The following is a 20,327-nucleotide window of genomic DNA, read 5'->3' as shown; positions in this document are numbered from 1 at the left end:
AATAAAAGGGATGCGAAAATGCAAAACGAGACTGAAAAACAACTATTTTTAGACGCCTGTAAAGCGCAATTGGTAAGCCTTTACAAGGCAAGTAAAGAGGGGAAAAAAGTAGAGGCAGAAAAGTATCGAGTGCAAGGATTCATGCACGCCGGTGAAGTAATGGGCTTAATCAGCAAAGAACAAGGTAAGGCCCTTATAGCCGATTTGCACATGGAAGTATTTGGAGAAACCATTAACGAAAGGGCACAGAGAAAGCGCAAACTCGAAGCATTAAAAGAAACAGACTTAGATGCTTATTTTGCAATACCAGCCATTGAACGGCGTTAAATAAACCTTCACTTATGAACCTACTTTGTGAAAACGGCGTTTTTACTACTATGATTATTTTTGTGGGTCTACCCGCAACGGCTATAAATGGACGTTCTGCAATTTACAGCATCAGCCTAGCCTTAAAATGGATTGGAGTATGAAGTAAAAGAGAGGTCTTGTGCTAAAACAGTTAGTTTATAGAAGCCATTCGACTCGTCACGTAGATGAAACAGGTTTACGAAAAATTACTTGTGACTCTTTACCCTTTAATGAACGTCATAATATAACCGGTATTTTGCTTTTCGACGGAGAGTATTTTTTTCAGGTACTTGAAGGTGAGAGTGAGGACGTTAATTTTCTCTTTGAACACATAAAAAAAGACAACCGCCACGAGAATGTGGTGAAGGTCACGGAAATTGTTGTTCATAAAAGAGATTTTGGTGATTGGCACTTACGCGCCTTATCAATCGTAGAAGGCAGCAGTTGTTACTGGTTACCCCCAGAAATTACACTCGACCGAGAAAGTCGGATTTTTGCCCTTCTCAATAGCTTTGCTTCCGGAAAATGGCGCACATGCTTGACTGATGAAGCCCGCAAAAATCTGAGGGTAAATCTAGTCACACCAGAAAAAAACACTGCACCTTATATAAATTCCCATATTCAGTTTGCGTTCCAGCCCATTGTCGATACAAGCAGAGGAAAAGTATCATCCATAGAAGCCCTTATAAGGAGCGAAGATGGTAAGTATCCCGAGGATTTAATGGGGTGTCTCAAGGGGGCGGAAAAGTACGAATTTGACCTAGAGACCAAAGCTATTGCTATAAAGCAGGGGGCGGCTCTAATCTCTTCTGAGCAATCGTTGTCGATAAATCTATGTCCTGGTGCAATTACGCACCGAGCAAATGTAGGTGAATACTTACATAGTCTTGCTATTGGCTCAGGGCTAAAACCTCGACAACTAGTTTTGGAGGTAACTGAGGTTGAGATAATCAGTGAAAGTGATGCGTTTCACAACGCAATTGAACAGATTCGTTCTTTTGGTATTCGTATCGCTATTGATGATTTTGGCGCAGGCTATGCTGGGCTTTCATTACTAGCAGACTTTTCTCCCGACAAAATAAAACTAGACAGAAAAATCACAACAGGAATCCATGAAAGTGGGCAAAGGCAAGCTATTACTGAGGCGGTATTGGAGTTTGCGAATTCAATGGGTATTCCTTTAGTAGTTGAGGGAGTAGAAACCCTAGATGAATGGTTATGGTTACAGCATGCGGGTGTTCAACGCTTTCAAGGGTATTTATTTGCTAGGCCTAAACTCAACGGTGTAAGTGGTGTTGAGTTTAGCGTCTGAGAGTTTGTTAACTTGGCTTACTATATTTCTAAATATTAACTTTTAATGTTCAAGAAACATTTTTTCGAGCGAACTGAAATTTATAAACTAAACTTAATGTGTGTTGGTTTTTATACCTTAATATAACCAAGCATACATATCTTAGTGTAATAGCCGTACAGGGATATTTTTGCTACACGGATTTGGCTGCGGTACCAGTAGGAAGCAAATCTATGACATGGCGTGTGTCAGGTAATTTTATTCGCTTATTATTAGGGCTTGTCTTATGTGCAGTAAGCTCTTACTCGCTTGCTAAATGTAACTTCGAAAACGAAATTGATGCATCCACTTCAACAACTTTTCTTCTTAAAGCGGGTGATCAGCGACTTGTGCTAAGCTGTAATGTCGATGCGCAGCATGTTCTGTATTTTCCGCGTAATTATATTAATTACAACCAGCTATACGATAGCAAAATGCGCAAAGTTGAAAGATTACCTAGTGCCTTTGAAGCATACATAATCAACAATTCAAACAACCGCTTTTATTTAGATATCAACGCACAGGTGGAACGCCGCGTATCGGTCAAGGTGACGCCGCTTGGTGATTTTCATAAATTTGCTTCTATTCACACTCTCACAATGAGCTTATTTATTGGCTTTTGTTTGGCACTTACTCTATACGTAGGCATGCTGGGGGCAAGTATGCGCAACTATGGCCTGTATTCGTATAGCTTCTACGTTTTCAGTGCTGGCGTATTCTTTTTGCTCCAAGAAGGGCTGTTGAACATTGTATTTCCGCAAGTCGCTTTGCTTGCGAATTTCCAGCTACATTTACTCTTTGCTGGAATTACCCTTTTTGCAGGCGTGAAATTCTTAGATCAGCTACTTGATTTTAAAGCGCTTCTAAAAGGTTGGCAGCGCCAATTTATGCTTGGAATGGCATGTGCAGCACTCGCGTTTTCTGTAGTTCAGCTTATTCTTCCAGTCTCAGATGCTATGAAAATTAACAGCATGCTGAGTTTAATTACACTTATTACTATGACGTGCACGCTATCAAGTTGTGTTTATGCTGCCTATCGTAAGGTGCATTGTGCAAATTTGGTCATGCTTGGGATTGCAGTGATGGTTTTGTCCATGCTTTTCCGTTTGGTTTTTACAGAAGTATCGCCATTTTTATATCGATATTCCCTTGTATTAGGGATAACTATCGAGGCCTTTATTTTTGCCATTGCAACGTCAAGAAAAGTGAAAAAGCTTAATGACGACAGACTTAGTGCATTTAAACGGGCATCCACAGACTCATTATGTAATGTGTTAAACCGCGCCGGTTGGGAAGGCGTAGCGCAGTCGCTGCTGAATAACTTCAACAAAGAGGGTGGCTACTTAACACTGCTTTTCATTGATATTGATAAATTTAAAGAGATTAATGACCAATACGGACACCACGCCGGAGATAAGGTCTTGCAGGTGGTTGCAAAAATTTTAATGAGCCGCTGCAGAGAGCAAGACGCCGTGGGGCGCTTAGGAGGCGATGAGTTTGTGGTATTAAGTCACTGCTATAGTGAAGGTCAGTCTAAGCGATTGGCCGCCCGCATTGAGGAAAGCTTATCCGAGCGTGATATCAGAACAGAAAACTTGGTGATAAACACCACGGCGAGTGTAGGCGCTTATATCACAAAAGAACGCTTCAAAGACTTGCCGAGCTTGTTAAACAAAGCCGACAAATTGATGTATAGCGTGAAAGAAAAGCGTAAAAACGCCGAGTATGCTACTAGCTCTTAAGGTGGCCTTACCTTAATTGTGCCTTCGCGACTTGCTTAACAGCTTTAGTAAGGTCAGCAAGCGCAGCCGACTCGAGTGTTGCGTAGTGCCAAAAAAGAGGAACCGCTAGTGCTTTGTCTGGGAAAAGCGCAATAAGCTCGCCTTCTTTCACTTCTTGTGCCACCTGAAGAGTCGGGAGTAGGGCCCACACCACGCCGCCCAGCGCCATTTTTACAAATCCGTGAGATGAGGGATACCAGTGACACGTGGTAAAGGTAGGCGAAATATTTAAGCATTCTCTTTGATAGTCAGTAAGTAACGTAACATCGTACTCATCATACAAAAGTCCTGGAGTATTCATCACATTTTCAGGCGTTATGCCCTTGTGAAGATATCGCTCAATAAACCGTGGTGACGCATAAAGTTGATAGCGCATGGTGCCCAGTCTTACCGATTGCCCGCCAGTAACCGGTGTGCCTGTTTGACTAATACATGCCATAACGCGACCTTGCTGAAGAATGTCTCGTGTTTGGGTTTGATCCGCGTTAACAATGTGAACTGGGTTGGCCCGCTTATCGCTGAATGCTGCCATAACTTGCGAAAACCAAGTAGCGAGCACATCGTTATTCACCGCTACGCTGAGTGGTACCGCCGAGGCTTCTAAACCACTTTTTATATTCAGCGCTTCTTCTAGCACACTCACTTTTTGTATATGCGCTAGCAATTCTTGCCCTAACGGTGTAGCACGAAGGGGCTTTGTTCGCACCATAACAGGCCCGCCCACGCTTTGTTCAAGACGTTTAATTTTTTGCGACACCGCAGACTGCGTAAGGTTTAGCGCCTGAGCGCCTTTTTCAAAGCCACCATAGCGCAGTACTTCATGAAAGCATCGAAGGGCATCGTAATCGAGCATTTTTTAGAACCTGTGAAAGGAAAGTTAAAGTTATTAATTTTACTTATTGAATACAAATATCATTAATTTAATTAAGTATCGCAAGTTGTATAAAATAGCGCCACTTCAAATTCTTGTTTGGCCGGCTATACCTAACGTTAGGCATCATAAAGCCAAGCAACGAAAGACCGAGCAATAGAACCGTACTTTCAATTTATTATTTTAAGAGGCATTTGGCATGTTAGCGGCAGCAACGAGTGGTTTTGTAATGGGCGGCACCCTTATCATCGCAGTAGGTGCGCAAAACAGCTTTCTGATTGAGCAGTCCATGAAAAAACAGTGGACCTCTCTATTTGTTTTGCTGTTTATTTTAAGCGATGCCATTTCTATTAGTTTGGGTGCCATGGGCTTTGGCTTATTGCTGCAAGAGTACCCAATGCTAGTTACGGTAACCAAATGGGCTGGCGTAGCCTTTTTGTTGTGGATTGCATTTAACAAAATAAAGTCTTCGCTGGCCAATGATGCCCTTGTATTAGAAATGGCACAAAAGCAGCTGTCGTTTAAAAAAGCGCTACTTATTGCGCTAGCAGTAACCTGGCTAAATCCACACTTTTATTTAGATACATTACTGCTAATGGGTAATCTGGCGAGCCAGTGGCAGGAAAATAAATGGTGGTTTGTGGGTGGTGCGATTGGTGCGTCTATCGTGTGGTTTATTGGTTTAAGTACGCTGACTGCACGTTTTGCGCATCATATGCAGCGGCCCAATTTTTGGCGTTGGTTTAACCGGTTAAATGCTGCGGTCTTGGGGATGGTAAGTATCCAGCTAGCAAGCCTTTAGTGAGAAAAACGCTGAATAGCAAAATACTAAGGTGCGTTGAATATCCCCCCTTTTTACGAATAGGTATACTTTTGTACATACTGCTGTTTTTAAGGATATATAAGTGAGCTGGATTTATTTGATTGTTGCGGGCTTACTGGAAATCGGATGGCCCGTGGGGCTTAAAATGTCGCAAGAAGCAGAAACCCGTGTTATGGGAATTCTGCTAGCCATAGGTTTCATGGCTGCCAGTGGTTTCTGCCTTTGGATGGCACAAAAACAAATACCCATAGGTACGGCGTATGCCGTATGGACGGGGATAGGTGCCGCGGGCACGTTTTTGGTGGGGGTGATGTTTTACGGCGACCCGTCTTCATTAGCGCGTTACTTTGGCGTGGCGCTTATCGTGGCCGGTGTAGTGGTGCTCAAACTCGCGCACTAGTACGAAGTTGATTTCTGTTTGAAATGGCCCTGTTTAAACCAAATTGATACAACGACAAAAAAGCCCGTTAGTAATTTACTGACGGGCTTTTTAGTTTGCGTTTGATTTTCTAAGTGAGCCTATTGATAACCTAGCTGGTTTCTAAGCTCGGCCATAAAGGTTTCAATCCGTTCGGCATTTTTGCCTAAGTCGCTTTTACCTACTCTAGACTTACTACGAACATCTACAAGTGTGTCATCGCTTTTGGCTGTTAATCGAATAACTACGTCGTCCTTAAAGCCAAACCAAGCCGTAGTATCGGTTGCTTCTAGCGTATTAGGGAGTGCGCCTTCACTTGCTCGTTCCCACCCAAGCGCTACAACGGCTTTTTCTGCAGCCATGTAAACTTCGTTTATAGGTTGAGGGAGTAGCTGAGTTTTAATTTCAGGATAAGCCTCAAGCTGCTGTTTGGTTACCTCACCGCCTTCATAGGCAATAGAATTTGGCGCTCCTTCTCTAAGCGGTGCAATGGCAACAAATTCAGGCGGGTTCGTTACGTCGGTGGTAATATCGTGAATTGGCGGTACGGCGCTAGCCTTGCTCATCATGCTAACGGGCATGCCGACGGCTACTAAAGCAAGAACAGCACATACAAATGTACTACCCCAACTTACGTTCTTACGATTAATTAATACTTGAAGAATAATCAGTATCAACGCTGCACCACCTACGTATACACCAAAGCGAAGTGACGTAAATGCGGTGCCTAAACTAACACCAGCATACTGATATAGTGGTCCGGGTAACACCACCATCAAAAAACCAACAATACTGGTAAGGGCAATGAGTGCTTTCAAGGGAACTCCAAGGTTGTTATTTTAGTTTGATCAACCTACTTTAACAGTGAAAGCGGTAATTTGGTTTACTTTCGACAAACAAAATTTATCTATGCCCGTACGCGACATATTTGTACGCTTCGTTTATCTTTTTCTACCGACGATAGTTAATAGGTACCAGGTTTGAATACACAACCGGACACCAGTCATACGTACGCTATGCAAGCTGAACTCCTTGTTGATATCTTATCGACGCAAAAAAGCCAGTTCATCAACGGTATCACTGAATATGCTCTTATTGAATTGTTAAAAAAGCCGCCTTATCAACTTTTCGATGAAGATGCTTTGCGTGACCCGCTCATGCTTTTTAAAACCCACTTTATTCTGTTTCATGCACTGTACGAGTTGAGGCAGTATTGGATAGAGCAAAACGAAGGTGTGTTAGAGATTCACGCACTTGGCATAAAGCTAAACCTGTTTAACGAGAGTCATTTGACGCAAAGCAATGTTGGTTTAGGTGAGACGACTCTGGAAAACCCTGATCCACTCGCTGCGTATTATCTGAATTGGGAGAATTTTGAAGAGGCTGATCGCGATACGGTCGATAACCTGCTAAACGCGTTTTGGGAAAGAATGCTGAAGGGAGATACTGTCAGCTATACGCTAGGTGAAATTGAAAAAGCGCATGCTTTGCTTGGTCTTTCCCTGAACGAGCCTGTCACGCTGCTACAGTTAAAACGTGTCTACAAACGCTCGCTGCAATCGGCACACCCTGATAAAGGTGGAACACAGCAAGATGCTCAAGCGGTCATACACGCCTATCAAACCCTTAGCCGTTATTATTCGTTTAAATAGAACGTGTATTGGCGTTCAACTTCGTATTATTCGCATAATGCATACAGGCTTCGGTAATTGACCGACAACATCGGTAACTTCAGCTTCATTGACTTTCCTTGTATGTGATAAATGCGCACAATATGACCTATTAGAGCGTAGATTCGTATCAATGATCGCTTAACTATGCCACGTCTTTTCCGATTGTCCTCATGTCCAAGCTATAGGAGCAGGATGAATCGGCGCATTGGAAGCAAAACTTACGTTTAATTTATCCGTATAGAACGCAGACCGCGTTCTATGTGAAAGTTATTGGGAAATAGAAAATATATGAGTCGCATTTTTTATGTTACTGCAGCACTAATAACACTATTAGGTGTTACTGGGTGTTCGAATGAAGGCGAGCAAGCACAGCAAGGTGCTCAGCAAGGTATGCCTGCACCATCGGTGTCAGTAGTTACGCTGAAACAGCAACCTGTAGTACATGAAATGGTGTTGCCAGGGCGAGTAAGTCCGTCTCGCCAATCGCAAGTGCGACCTCAGGTGGATGGTGTTATCACTGAGCGGTTGTTTGAAGAAGGCGCTCATGTAGAAAAAGGGCAGCAGCTATATCAAATAGATGAAGCGCGCTACATGGCACAGCTAAACAGTGCCAAAGCTGATCTAAAGAGTGTGCAAGCAAATTTGAAAACGCTGGAAGCTAAGGCGCGACGTTACGACGACCTTGTTGCACAAAATGCAGTCAGTAAGCAGGAGTATGATGACGTAATTGCGCAAAAAGATCAGGCGCAAGCCGCTATCAGTGTGGCGGAAGCGGCAGTAGATGTAGCAAAGGTAAACATGGGCTACACCAAGGTATACGCGCCCATAAGCGGTCGAATTAGCCGTTCATATGTTACCGAAGGTACATTGGTTACCACTAACCAAGCACAGCAGTTAGCCACTATTACTCAGTTAGACCCTGTTTATATTGATATGCAGGAATCTGGCGCATCTATCATTACACTTCGCCAGTCTATGCGTAAGCAAGGCTCAATGGATGTTGAGCTGACTGTAGATGAAGTCACTGGCAAGCGTTACGAAAAAACAGGCAGCGTGAAATTTTCAGAAGTGACCGTAGATGAATCTACCGGCTCGGTTACCCTTCGCGCCGAAATGCCAAACCCTGATGGTGTGTTGCTTCCTGGTTTGTTTGTAAAGGGCCATGTCATTACCGGTCGTGAAAATGCGCTTTTGGTGCCTCAGCGTGCGACGACTCGCCAGCCAGACGGTTCGCTTTCGGTTTACGTAGTGAACCAGAACAACGAGGTAGAAGGCCGAACCATAGAAATCGGCAAGATATACCGTGATCAGTACGTGGTGATAAGCGGCGTAAATGAAGGCGAAAAAGTCATTGTAACTGGCTACCAGAAGGTAAAGCCTGGGGCGAAAGTTAACCCGTCAGAATGGCAACCATCTTCACGTGGTTCACGATAGCAAACAAGGGATTTAAGTAATATGGCTCGTTTTTTCATAGACAGGCCCGTGTTTGCATGGGTGCTGGCAATTATCACAATGATGGCGGGTGTGTTGGCGATAACCTCACTCCCCATTGAACAATACCCTAAGGTAGCGCCTCCGTCGGTTACTATCTCGGCAACGTATCCTGGTGCTTCAGCAGAAACCGTTGAAAACTCGGTAACGCAGGTCATTGAGCAAAGCTTAACGGGTATCGATAATCTCCGCTATTTCTCGGCAAGTAGCTCTAACAGCAGTATGTCAATTACCCTGACGTTTGAGCCTGGCGCTGACCCAGATATTGCACAGGTTCAAACTCAGAACAAGGTGCAGGGGGCACTACCATTGTTGCCCACGCAGGTGCAGCAACAAGGGGTAACCGTGACTAAGGCAAACAGCGCGTTTGCATTGGCAGTAGGTTTTTACTCTGAAGACGACTCAATGACGCAGTACGACTTAAGTGACCTGCTTGTTTCCCAATTCCGTGACCCTATTTCTCGAGTTAACGGTGTGGGTAACGTAAGAGTATTCGGTGCACAGCGCTCTATGCGTATCTGGCTAGACCCAGACAAGCTGTACAGCTTCAACCTAACGCCAACTGACGTACAGGCCGCAGTTCAGGTCCAAAATACCGATGTTTCAGCAGGTCAGTTGGGCGGGCTACCTGCTATCGAAAATCAGCAAATCAACGCCACTATTCAGGCGCAAAGCCGCCTTCAAACCGTTGAAGATTTTGAAAACATCGTACTACGTGTGAACACAGACGGTTCTCAGGTCCGTGTACGTGATGTGGCCCGAGTAGAGCTAGGTGCGCAAAGTTACGATGTTATTGTTCGCTATGACCGCAAACCCGCATCTGGCATGGCGATTAGCCTTGCTTCTGGCGCAAACGCGCTAGACACTATCAAAGCAGTGAAAGCTCGTGTTGAAGAGCTGCGCTCGAACCTACCTGATACGGTGAAAGTGGTTTACCCAGTAGACAGTTCGCCTTTCATCGAGCTTTCTATAGAGTCAGTAGTACATACGCTTATCGAAGCGGTTGTGTTGGTTTTCTTAGTGATGCTGCTGTTTCTCCAAAACTGGCGCGCAACGCTTATTCCCACCATTGCCGTACCTGTTGTACTACTTGGGACTTTCTCGGTGCTATTGGCCTTTGGTTTTAGTATCAACGTATTGACCATGTTTGCCATGGTGTTGGCTATCGGTCTTCTTGTTGATGACGCTATCGTTGTTGTAGAAAATGTTGAGCGCATTATGGAAGAAGAAGGTCTGCCGCCTGCTGAAGCGACGAAAAAGTCGATGTCGCAGATCACTGGCGCACTTGTGGGCATTGCCGCGGTGCTGTCAACGGTCTTTATCCCTATGGCGTTCTTTAGCGGTTCAGCCGGGGCTATTTATCGTCAGTTTTCAGTAACTATCGTTTCAGCGATGGCGTTCTCTGTGCTGGTGGCTATCGTGCTCTCGCCCTCCTTATGTGCCACGTTATTGAAACAGCACTCAGAGGATCACGATAAAAATAAAGGTTTCTTTGGGTGGTTTAACCGCACGTTTAACAAAGGGCGCGACCGCTATCAGAAAACGACCAACCACATGGCGAAGCGTTTTAAGCGTTATTTCGTTGTATACGGCTTACTTGTTGGCGGAATGGTGTTTATCTTCAGTCAGCTTCCTGGGGCCTTTCTTCCAGACGAAGATCAAGGTCGAATGATGGTGTTGGTAAGCACGCCACCAGGCGCTACGGCAGGCCGTACCCTTGAATCCATTAAACAGGTGGAAGACTACATCCTTGAAGCAGAGAGCGAAGCAGTAAACGGTATGTTTGCGGTAGTGGGCTTTAGCTTCGCAGGACAAGCGCAAAATGCCGGTATGGCATTCTTAAACTTCAACGACTGGAGTGTGCGTGACGAGAGTAACTCGGCCTTTGCTGTAATGAGCCGAGCTTTTGGCGCATTTAGCCAGATTCAAGATGCTTCAGCGTTTCCCATTGTACCGCCACCCATTATGGAATTAGGTAATGCAACGGGCTTTGATATGCAGCTGGTGGATCGCGGTGGTAACGGCCACGAAGCCCTTATGAATGCCCGTAATCAGCTGTTAGGTATGGCGGCACAAAACTCCAAATTGGCGGGTGTTCGTCCTAACGGTTTAAGCGATGTGCCCCAGTTTAAAATTAACATTGATAGCGAAAAGGCTTCAGCGCTTGGTTTGAACTTGAGTGAAATTAACAACGCGCTGCAAATTGCTTGGGGCTCAAGCTATGTGAACGACTTTATCGACAAAGGGCGAATTAAGCGGGTGTACATGCAGGCGGACCTTCCTCATCGTATGACGCCAGAAGACCTTGAGAAATGGTTTGTGCGCAATAGCGATGGTGAAATGGTGGCTTTTAGTACCTTCTCAACAACCGAGTGGGTATATGGCTCGCCCAAGTTAGAACGTTTTAATGGACTTTCTTCGGTAAATATACAAGGTAGTGCTGCTGAAGGTATCTCTTCAGGTGAAGCTATGGCTGAAATGAAGAAGTTGGTTGAACAGCTGCCTCCTGGTTTTGCGATTGAGTGGTCAGGCTTATCTTATGAGGAGCAAGAAGCGGGATCTCAAGCGCCTATGCTGTATGCTATTTCCATATTGGTTGTTTTCTTATGCTTAGCAGCCCTTTACGAGAGCTGGTCGGTACCCTTTGCGGTAATGCTTGTGGTGCCCTTGGGAATCTTAGGTTCGGTGACGGCAGCCTTCATTTTTAACCTGCCCAATGATGTGTATTTACAGGTCGCATTTTTAACTACGGTGGGTCTTGCTGCGAAAAACGCGATTCTTATCGTAGAATTTGCTAAAGAGCAGTACGAAAACGGTGAAGACTTGATGACGGCTGTGTCTAATGCGGCGTCTCAGCGCTTCCGCCCTATATTGATGACGTCTATGGCGTTTATCTTAGGGGTTACGCCGTTAGCACTGGCCAGTGGTGCAGGTGCAGCAAGCCAAAACGCCATTGGTATTGCAGTAATGGGTGGCATGTTCGCAGCAACCTTCTTAGCCATATTCTTCGTGCCTATGTTTTACGTTATGGTAGAAAAACTATTTCATAAGGAAGACAAGCAATAAGTAAGTACGCTAGAGTGGGTAAAACTTTTCAATTTTTTTGAATAGGGATATTGGTAATGACCACCGTTGTTTTTTCTCACGGTAAAGAAAGCGGGCCATGGGGCAGCAAGATTACCACGCTTTCTAATGTAGCAAGCGATATGGGCTTTGGTGTTGAGAGTATCGATTATCAAGATCTCGACTGCCCCGAAGCCCGCCTAGAGCGCTTAAAAGAAACCATCGCTGAAAAGTGTAATGACGTCGTGTTAGTAGGCTCGAGCATGGGCGGTTATGTATCACTTGCTGCCGCAAGTCAGATTTCAGCCAGAGGCGTGTTTTTGATGGCGCCTGCGCTTTACTTGCCTAACTACAAGATTCAACGCTTCCCGTACGATGGTTATGTGAGCTTGGTGCATGGTTGGAATGATGACATCGTACCTATTGAAAACAGCCTTAAGTATGCCCGTCATCAAAAGGCGCAATTGTTGCTGCTAAACGATGGGCATCGCCTTGCGAACAGTAAGTCCGTTATTTCACCTTTTTTCAGAAATTGGTTGGAAAAATTCCGCTTCTAGGGCGCTGAGTACCATGGCAACGTTTGCGGAGCTTTAGTTTTCTTAAGCTATACTACCGTGCTTCGTTGGGGATCTGTGCTTGGCGGTCTATACAAAAAATAACGCCTAGCGATTAAAAGCTAAAATCACTGAAGCCTACTTATCGATAACCGCAAAGGCGCGCTTTCGATCATGTAGGCTTTTTTTGTATCCGCGTTTTAAGGTTAAGACTAATCGCTTATAGCGCTGCGTCGGGTTAATACATGAAATTGCCTGTATTTATGGCATCATGGGATATTGCTTAAAACAGGGCAGATGGAAATGGCATTTAACTTACCTCAAGCGCCGCAGTGGTCGTCGCTGATAAAGTCGGGTTGTCGTGTCTTTGTTGGCGGGAATGCGGCGGTACCGCACGCGCTGGTGCAGCACCTTATTGATAACAGCGAAGGGTTTAGCGATATCGAACTGGTGCATATGCTGGCCTTAGGTGACACGCGGTGGGTAAAAGACGAGTATAAAAACCTTTTTAAAGCTAATACGTTTTTTATCGGCGGCGAAGCCATGCGAAAGGCTGTTGATGAAGGCCGAGCTGACTATACCCCCGTATTCCTCTCTGAAATTTCTAGCTTGTTTAGCGATGGCACGCTGGCGCTTGATGCTGCCCTTGTTAACGTAAGCCCACCAGATGAGTTCGGCTATTGTTCCCTAGGCCCAGCGGTAGATATTGCCATGTCTGCAATTAGGCAAAGCAAAAAAGTCATAGCCCAAATTAACCCTCAGGTGCCAAGAACTTCAGGGCACTCTTATATTCATATTAGTGAGATAACGGCGTGTATAGAAGCCGAAGAGCCATTGGTAGAAGTGTCGCCGCCACCAATAGATTCAGTGGCAGAACGCATTGGTCAGTATGTATCTATGTTGGTTGATGATGGCGCAACGCTTCAGTTTGGTATTGGTAAAATACCTAGCGCCACGCTGAAATACCTGTGTAATCACAAAGATTTAGGTATCCATAGCGAAATGCTTACCGATAGTATTATCGAACTGTTGGAATCTGGCGCTATTACCAACAAGAAAAAGACGTTCCACCCCGGTAAAATTGTTACCAGTTTTGCCATTGGTACACGCAAGCTATACGATTTAATCGACAGCAACCCGCATATTGAATTTTACCCCAGTAGCTACGTTAACAAACCTACTAATATTGCCAAAAACGACAATATGGTTGCCATAAACAGTGCCCTTGAAGTGGACTTAACCGGGCAGGTAGTAGCCGACTCACTGGGCTATGACTTTTACAGCGGCATAGGAGGGCAGGTTGATTTCGTTACTGGCGCGTCTATTAGTAAAGGCGGTAAAGCCATCATTGCGCTTCCTTCCACCGCAAAAAATGAAACTATCTCCCGCATTACGCCGCGTATAAGCGAAGGCGCAGGCGTGGTCACCTCCCGCGGAAATGTGCAGTATGTGGTAACCGAATACGGTATAGCGTCACTTAAAGGTAAGAGTATTCGAGAGCGTGCGCTAGAGCTTATTCGCGTGGCCCATCCTAAGTTCCGTGCAGCACTGTTAGAAGAAGTACGTCAGCATTATTGGGTGCCCCACTACCAAGAAAAGTACCCCACAGATATTCCAGAACTGGGAGCTATTCAGCTTAAAAAGCTTAATATTCAAGGCGAAACGTTCTACATGCGCCCTCTGAATCCGGCAGACGAAAGGCGTCTGCAAGAATTCTTTTATTCCCACACAAAAGAAACGTTAAGGCTGCGCTACAACTACGACCCGAAACAAATGTCCCGTGAAAAGTCGTGTAACTTGGTGTCGGTAGATCAAAGCTCTGATGCAGCGCTGTGTATTGTGAGGCAAGAGGGCTCGCGCATTACTATTCACGCAGTGGGGCGCTTTTACTACAACCCAAACGACAATACCTGCGAAGCCGCTTTTGTCACTCGGGAAACCCAGCAAGGAAAAGGCATGGCAAGCCGCTTGTTAAACGAGCTTATCACGGTAGCAAAAATAAGAGGCATTGCGAAAATGATGGCCTATGTGCGTGGCGATAATAGCCCCATGATCACTATTTTCGAACAAGCCAAATTTAAACGGAAATTTACTGGCGACCCCAGTGATATAGAGTTAGTACTAGACGTGGCATCTCTACATGACAATTAAAATATTTCGCGGCAAGCACGGCACCAAACACGATTTAGGCAAGGACCATCCCGAATCGCCAGACCGTTTATTTGCTATTGACGACCAACTGCTTTCTTCAGGACTCGATATGGTGTGTGAGCATGCTGACGCTACGCCTATTGCCGAAGCCTACCTGAAACTAGCGCACGACCCATATTATGTGAAAAGTGTATTTGAGCATGCAGCTCAATCTATCTTTAACGACCACGAAAAAACGCTGTATTCAGAAAACAAAGACAACGTGGCTTGGTTAGATGAAGACACAGGTTTGATGCGCCACAGCTTAAACGCAGCGCTAGAGTCAGCGGGAGCAGGGTGTAATGCTGTCGATTGGGTAATGGAAGGCAATGACCGGCAAGCCTTTTGTGCTACTAGGCCACCCGGGCACCACGCGACATACGATAGTGCTATGGGGTTTTGCATTTTTAATAACATTGTTATAGCTGCTCGCTACGCGCTTCAAAACTATGAGCTAAAACGGGTTGCCATTGTAGACTTTGACGTGCATCACGGAAATGGTACCGAGCAAATTGTAGCCGGCGACCAGCGCATTATGCTGTGCAGCAGTTTTCAGCACCCTTTTTATCCGCACAGTGGCTCGCCGGTGTTGGCAAGTAATATTCTCTCTGTACCGCTAGAAGCAGGCACAACAGGAGAGGTTTTTCGGGAAAAAGTGCAGTATTGGTTTGATGCATTACGCAACTTTCAACCTGAACTAATTTTTATCTCTGCAGGTTTTGATGCTCACGCTGAAGACCCAATGGCTCACCTCCGCCTAGTGGAAGATGATTATTTCTGGGTAAGTCAACAGCTTCGCGCCGTTGCTGATACATGTTGCGAAGGTCGTATCGTAAGTATGTTAGAAGGCGGCTATGATTTAAGTGCATTGGGTCGCAGCGTAGTGTCTCACCTAAAAGGCATGAGTCTTCCTATTGATGCGCCTGCGTTTTAGCAGAAACAACCTGTAGCATCAGTGTTAATAACGGCACCTGCATAGGGATGCTGCGTGGTGTAGCTTACCACCTGTTCGACGAGGTTTTTGCCAGTAAAGCATCCATAGCCTGTGGCGTAAGGGCCTAGATAGCGAAGTTGCGCTTGTTTATCTATCACGATAAGGGCCGGCACGGCCTCAAGTATAGCTGCTAGTTCAGGTACATCTTCCACGTTTAACCTGACTTGGTGATAGTAATCCCCGAGCTTTGCTAGCAACTGAGACTGGTGTGGTTTTGTTAGCGTGTCGCAATAGCAGCGGGACTGAGTTCCCACATGAATGATAGAACCTGGTTGGATATCCTGTGTTTCTAATATTGAAACGAGGGTGGCGTCAAAGTCTGGCGCAGTAGTGCGGTGCAGCAATTCGCCGTTAGGGTCGAAGTCTGATAGCTGACGCTGGCCATATACTAATAGGGCGCAGAGCAGCCCTATCGCCCATAATATAAGTAGCAGCCAGCTAGCCTTTTTATGCATGAGATAAAACGCTTTCGACTGTGCTTTAAGATTTGTGTTTACAGCTTAAAGCGTTCAATTGCGCTGCGCATACGCTGAGAAATTTGTGACAACACTTCAACTTCACCTGCAAGCGATTCAGCGGTAGCAAGCTCTTCAGAAGTAAGTTCACTCAATCGCGCGGTGCTTTGCGCAATGGAAGCTGACGCGGTTTCCTGTTCCACAGCAGAGGTGGCAATTTCAGTCATACTTTCGCTGGCTTCGCGGATTTGCTGCATGATTTCTGACATGGCCGATGTGGCACTATCACTTGAAACAACAGCTTCATCGACCAGTTGTATACAGGTTTGCATTTGATCAACCGAACTGGCGGTTTGTGCTACTAGCTGTTCAGTAATGCTAGTAATTTGGTCTGCACTTTCTTTTGAGCGAATCGCCAGGGTGCGCACTTCGTCGGCTACCACGGCGAAACCGCGGCCGTGTTCGCCAGCGCGAGCTGATTCAATGGCAGCATTCAGTGCAAGCAAATTAGTTTGTTCAGCCACAGCAGTGATAGAGCGCATGGCGTCAGAAATATGTGAACATTGTTCGTTAAGCGCTGTATTAGTCTGCGCCGCAGCATTTAGCGTGTTGCGCAACGAGTCTATTGTTTTACTGGATTGAGAAATAGAGTCGCGGGTAGACTGGGAGGCACTTTGCGCTGCCGACGCTTTATCACTAGCAAGGGTAGTTTGCTCTGTTGAAAGCTGCATGGTTTGTGCGATTTCTTCTGACGATGCCGACACCATGGCAAGTTCTTGGTCAGTATTTCTGCTAATTTCAAACATGTTATTAGCTGCTAACTCCATATTTGAAGCCCCTTTTACCACTTCATCAGTCAAGTTAGAAGCAAGCTCGATGAGAGACTTCACTTGATCAATAAGTTCAGCGAAAGGCCTGACTATTTTATTGCCGCGATTTAGCTCAACGGACAAATCGAGCTTGCCATCATCTTGCTGCATGGTTTCAATGGCCAAGCGTAGTTCGGCGGCGCCTGCACCTTCTTGATGGGCTTGCTTAGCCATGTACATCAATACGCCACCCTCGGACAATGCAAAAGCAGCATGCATAAGCAGGATAGGGAAAGTTACGTGACCTTCCTCAAAAATCATCAACGGCGCTCCGCCAGACTGTAAAAAGAAGAATGAAATATGATGAACTGCTACAACCGCAGTCCCTGTTGCAACCACTTTCCAGTCTCTGAAATAAGAAAGAAAGGCAAGAAGGACAAAAATTTCGAAGTGGACTTCGATTAAACCGAAAGATTGATGAATATGAAGCGCAGTTAGCAATTGAACGCCGATTGCCATAGCATGGCGGCTTATCGCCGAGTAAGGGTTTTGAAGGCTGAGTACAAGTGGCAAAGCTGCAATAGGAACACCTAAGATAAACGCAGGTAAAAGTTCACCTGTAAATACACCAATAGCGATAGCAATGAGTAATTGAACAGCAATTACAACGCGAAAAATTTTATGACCTTCAAGGAGCCAAGGGTACTGCATGCCAATCTCCGATGGTTGTTTTGCAATAAGTGTAGGTTAAAAATTATAGGTGTGCTAATTTCGCTGAAGTCTACGCCAGTTGCGGTGTCTACGCTATTTGACTTTGGTATAGACACTTAAATTATTACAGAACATTAATGCGCCGAAGCCCGTGTAAATTAAGGACTCAGTTATGCCAGCTATCGCTTTTTTGTCTACCGATAATCTTGAAGACTTTTTTGTTTATGATGAATTATTAATTCCGTTTTTCGAAAAACGCGGGTGGTCTGTTGAAACTGTCTCATGGCATAGCGACTCGCCGAATTGGGATAAGTTTGACTATGTTATTGTTCGCAGTACGTGGGATTATCAGCAGCACGCTGAAGACTTTTTAGCGTGTTTAGAAGGTATTAATACGTCGAGTGCGGTGTTATTGAACCCGTTGTCCTTGATGAAGTGGAATATTGAAAAGCTCTACCTTAAAGACTTACAGAGCAACGGGGTTCCTATTGTCGAAACAATGTGGGGGAGCGAGTTCAATAACGGTGTTATAGAGGAAGCTTTTGCGCATTTTAGCTGTGACACTGTGGTGATTAAACCCACGCTGAGTGCTAACGCTGATGATACTTTCAAGCTTTCTGCTGACGACTGGCGTGAGGGGCATGTGAATCAGAAAGTACTCTACGATACATTTCAACAGCGAGATTTTATGATCCAGCCTTTCTTAAGTAGCGTTGTTGATGAAGGGGAGTACTCATTATTTTACTTCGGTGGTGAGTTCAGCCATGCCATTAAGAAAGTGCCGCAAAAAGGCGACTTTCGCGTGCAAGAAGAGCATGGCGGCAGCTTGCACTCTATAACCGTAGACAGTGAACAATTGGCTGTCGCTGAAAAAGCACTGGCAGCTATGCCCTGTGACGCACTATATGCGCGGGTTGATTTGGTGAAACAGAATAACAACTGGGCGATAATGGAGCTTGAGCTCATTGAACCCTCACTGTATTTCAACCTTGACCCCCAGTCTCCACTTCGCTTTGTAGAGGCTTTAGTGAGATTTCACGCGTCTGCGCAGTGACCAAATAAAAAAAGCGGCATGCAAACGCTGAATCTGCAAGCCGCTATATAACCATCCATCCTTGCCCTCTTTTTGTAAAGGCTAGTGTTCAACGCAAGTTAAATTCTTAAAATCAGTGTTTAAAGCTATTTCCTTTTGAAACGCTGCGCTCCACCCGAGATATTTGCCTTTGTGGTCTTTCTCGCTGAGACTGTTTTACCGATCTATGGCTAGATGTTCGTTCTACACGCTTAGGTTTACTACTTTCACGGGCAACGGAACGGTGTTGTGGACTCGTCCTTTCAATCCGTTGACGATTTACGTTTTGCTTCACTGAACCATGTTGCGCACCATTCCTGTTTGCATACTTCCTAGACTGTGGCGATGGCGCTGTTTTAGCCGGCTTGTCACGCTTCAAGGCTTTAAGTGTGTTGTTCCGCGTTGGTTTTTCATTTTTAGCCACCGATTGATTGCGTTTCAGCGCATGCTCTATCGATTGTTTGCGCTTCACAGAATCTTGCTTGTTCTGAAAGCGATTTTCTCTTAACGGTGTTACCTGTTTCGGCTCGATAGTCCGTCTTACCGGTTTGTTATCGCCTACTCGCGTTAAAGGCTTATCTGCAGAGCGCGCTAAAGGCTTATTAACCCGTTTATCGTTATAGTGAGACGGTGAATTCGCCGTTCTCACTTGCTTGTTCGACAAGTGCTTGGTCCGGGTAGCGCCAGCATGCTCATAGCGCGCAGGCGCACTGTGAATCACGCGATTAGAATAACGTGCCCGGCGATGCACTGTATTGTGCTCCCAACGGCGATAGTCACGACTTACCACGCGTTTACGTGGGCTACCGTGGTAATAGCGGCGCACGGGCTCGCGGTGAATGACTACGTGACGGTTATGCCAATGCACGCTGCCAAAGAAGAAGAAGGTAGAAAGGTGAACGCTTGGAGACCAGTATACATTGCTATGGTGATGGTAGCTTACATGGTGTCTCCAGCGAATTGGCGAAATTGGGTGCCACCAGTTACCATATACAACATGTGGGTCGTAATATGGCACATAAACCACCTCTCTCTGACGCGGCTCTATGTAAATAATTTCTCGACTGCTTTCACGTTCTCTTTCAACTTCAATGTAGTCGTTAGTTACCAAGTTACCCGTGTTATGGGCATGCTGCCTAAGTACCTGAACACGATCTAACACTCGACTTTGATCAATAAGTACATTATCGCCAAGCTGCTGTAACCACTCAAGATCACTGGCCAAGGTATTAAGTAGCTCGGTGAATGGCGCGAGTGCTTTTACGCTCGGGTCCCAACTTACGCCATCTAATACACCCTCTACTTGTTCAGGCGTTAGATGCTTATTGCTTTGACGCCAGCGGTCGGCTGCAACTACGTCTAAAGGGTAGGTAGAAGCAATTAAAATATGGGTAAGCAGTGTATCGGGGTAAAGGGCAATGGGCGCAAGTGCACTATCTAATTCGGCATCAGAATACTGCTGGGCTGAAGACGAAACCTGAGCAAGGTTTGTATTCGACTGAGCAAGTACAGGCAGCGCCTGCGCACTGGACAGCGCTATAACTATCGAAAAGGTTATGTTTTTCATACATTCTCCTTACATTGCTATGCTGCAGATTTGCTGCTTTTTACGCGCAATGTGGTAAGTCTGTATACATTATGCTCGAACGATAATTAACCGAAGCTGAATAGAAAACGCCCACATTGTTGTAGTGGGCGCTTTTAGAAGATAATGGATGCTAGCTTGTATGGACGTTGCCAATGT

17 protein-coding genes are annotated in these 20,327 nt (G+C 45.5%); 12 read left to right on the top strand and 5 right to left on the bottom strand.

Translation table 11 applies throughout. From position 1 onward, the window contains the following. Positions 1–18 precede the first annotated feature (18 nt). The 3 genes from ACXAER_RS09210 (at position 19) to ACXAER_RS09200 (ending at position 3,420) form a co-directional block, all read left to right on the top strand. Entirely contained in the window at positions 19–327 is a 309-nt protein-coding gene (locus ACXAER_RS09210; RefSeq protein ID WP_474828590.1) for a hypothetical protein, read from the top strand. 160 nt (positions 328–487) lie between these two features. Then, the gene (locus ACXAER_RS09205) at positions 488–1,660 is read left to right on the top strand and encodes a diguanylate phosphodiesterase (protein WP_474828588.1); all 1,173 of its coding nucleotides are present in this window, start codon (positions 488–490) and stop codon (positions 1,658–1,660) included. 212 nt (positions 1,661–1,872) lie between these two features. Next, positions 1,873–3,420, top strand: coding sequence for a diguanylate cyclase (locus ACXAER_RS09200; protein WP_474828586.1), 1,548 nt, complete (start codon positions 1,873–1,875; stop codon positions 3,418–3,420). A gap of 7 nt (positions 3,421–3,427) precedes the next feature. Here the strand turns inward: ACXAER_RS09200 and ACXAER_RS09195 are convergent, their stop codons facing one another. Continuing rightward, positions 3,428–4,312: an ArgP/LysG family DNA-binding transcriptional regulator gene (locus ACXAER_RS09195; protein WP_474828584.1), complete on the bottom strand. Its 885-nt coding sequence runs from the start codon at positions 4,310–4,312 to the stop codon at positions 3,428–3,430. A 217-nt stretch (positions 4,313–4,529) separates the two neighbouring features. Here ACXAER_RS09195 and ACXAER_RS09190 point away from each other — a divergent pair, with 217 nt between their 5' ends. Continuing rightward, entirely contained in the window at positions 4,530–5,132 is a 603-nt protein-coding gene (locus ACXAER_RS09190) for a LysE/ArgO family amino acid transporter (RefSeq protein ID WP_474828581.1), read from the top strand. Between the two features lie 103 nt (positions 5,133–5,235). Next, positions 5,236–5,553, top strand: a complete 318-nt coding sequence (locus ACXAER_RS09185; protein ID WP_334058715.1) for a DMT family transporter — start codon at positions 5,236–5,238, stop codon at positions 5,551–5,553. 119 nt (positions 5,554–5,672) lie between these two features. Here ACXAER_RS09185 and ACXAER_RS09180 read toward each other — a convergent pair whose 3' ends face one another. Beyond that, the gene (locus tag ACXAER_RS09180; RefSeq protein WP_474828578.1) at positions 5,673–6,389 is read right to left on the bottom strand and encodes a DUF1499 domain-containing protein; all 717 of its coding nucleotides are present in this window, start codon (positions 6,387–6,389) and stop codon (positions 5,673–5,675) included. A 162-nt stretch (positions 6,390–6,551) separates the two neighbouring features. Between ACXAER_RS09180 and ACXAER_RS09175 the strand changes: the two genes are divergently transcribed. The 6 genes from ACXAER_RS09175 (at position 6,552) to ACXAER_RS09150 (ending at position 15,476) form a co-directional block, all read left to right on the top strand. Further along, positions 6,552–7,223: a DNA-J related domain-containing protein gene (locus tag ACXAER_RS09175; protein ID WP_474828576.1), complete on the top strand. Its 672-nt coding sequence runs from the start codon at positions 6,552–6,554 to the stop codon at positions 7,221–7,223. 309 nt (positions 7,224–7,532) lie between these two features. Further along, positions 7,533–8,678, top strand: a complete 1,146-nt coding sequence (locus ACXAER_RS09170; protein WP_474828574.1) for an efflux RND transporter periplasmic adaptor subunit — start codon at positions 7,533–7,535, stop codon at positions 8,676–8,678. Between the two features lie 21 nt (positions 8,679–8,699). Then, the gene (locus tag ACXAER_RS09165) at positions 8,700–11,801 is read left to right on the top strand and encodes an efflux RND transporter permease subunit (RefSeq protein WP_474828572.1); all 3,102 of its coding nucleotides are present in this window, start codon (positions 8,700–8,702) and stop codon (positions 11,799–11,801) included. 56 nt (positions 11,802–11,857) lie between these two features. After that, complete coding sequence (locus ACXAER_RS09160; RefSeq protein WP_474828570.1) at positions 11,858–12,355, top strand: YqiA/YcfP family alpha/beta fold hydrolase; 498 nt, start codon at positions 11,858–11,860, stop codon at positions 12,353–12,355. A 300-nt stretch (positions 12,356–12,655) separates the two neighbouring features. Further along, positions 12,656–14,503 carry a GNAT family N-acetyltransferase gene (locus ACXAER_RS09155; RefSeq protein ID WP_474828568.1) on the top strand — a complete coding sequence of 616 codons (1,848 nt, stop codon included), beginning with the start codon at positions 12,656–12,658 and terminating at the stop codon, positions 14,501–14,503. Beyond that, on the top strand, positions 14,493–15,476 hold the full coding sequence (locus tag ACXAER_RS09150; protein ID WP_474828566.1) for a histone deacetylase family protein: 984 nt from the start codon (positions 14,493–14,495) through the stop codon (positions 15,474–15,476). The genes ACXAER_RS09155 and ACXAER_RS09150 overlap by 11 nt, the downstream gene beginning before the upstream one ends. Here the strand turns inward: ACXAER_RS09150 and ACXAER_RS09145 are convergent. Further along, a complete protein-coding gene (locus ACXAER_RS09145) occupies positions 15,473–15,991 on the bottom strand; it encodes a DUF6436 domain-containing protein (RefSeq protein WP_474828564.1) in 519 nt (172 codons plus the stop codon). The genes ACXAER_RS09150 and ACXAER_RS09145 overlap by 4 nt on opposite strands. A gap of 38 nt (positions 15,992–16,029) precedes the next feature. After that, positions 16,030–17,511, bottom strand: coding sequence for a methyl-accepting chemotaxis protein (locus ACXAER_RS09140; RefSeq protein WP_474828562.1), 1,482 nt, complete (start codon positions 17,509–17,511; stop codon positions 16,030–16,032). 172 nt (positions 17,512–17,683) lie between these two features. Here ACXAER_RS09140 and ACXAER_RS09135 point away from each other — a divergent pair, with 172 nt between their 5' ends. Next, positions 17,684–18,565 (top strand): ATP-grasp domain-containing protein, encoded by an 882-nt coding sequence (locus ACXAER_RS09135; protein WP_474828560.1) that lies wholly within the window; start codon positions 17,684–17,686, stop codon positions 18,563–18,565. A 112-nt stretch (positions 18,566–18,677) separates the two neighbouring features. On the opposite strand, the gene ACXAER_RS09130 is transcribed toward ACXAER_RS09135, so the two are convergent. Then, positions 18,678–20,150, bottom strand: coding sequence for a DUF3300 domain-containing protein (locus tag ACXAER_RS09130; protein ID WP_474828558.1), 1,473 nt, complete (start codon positions 20,148–20,150; stop codon positions 18,678–18,680). Positions 20,151–20,327: the final 177 nt, after the last annotated feature.

The sequence above is a fragment of the Alteromonas sp. AWJ4_199 genome (genome assembly GCF_056159165.1).
The sequence above is the reverse complement of the archived record's forward strand: the minus strand, read 5'-3'. Positions and strand labels throughout refer to the sequence as shown.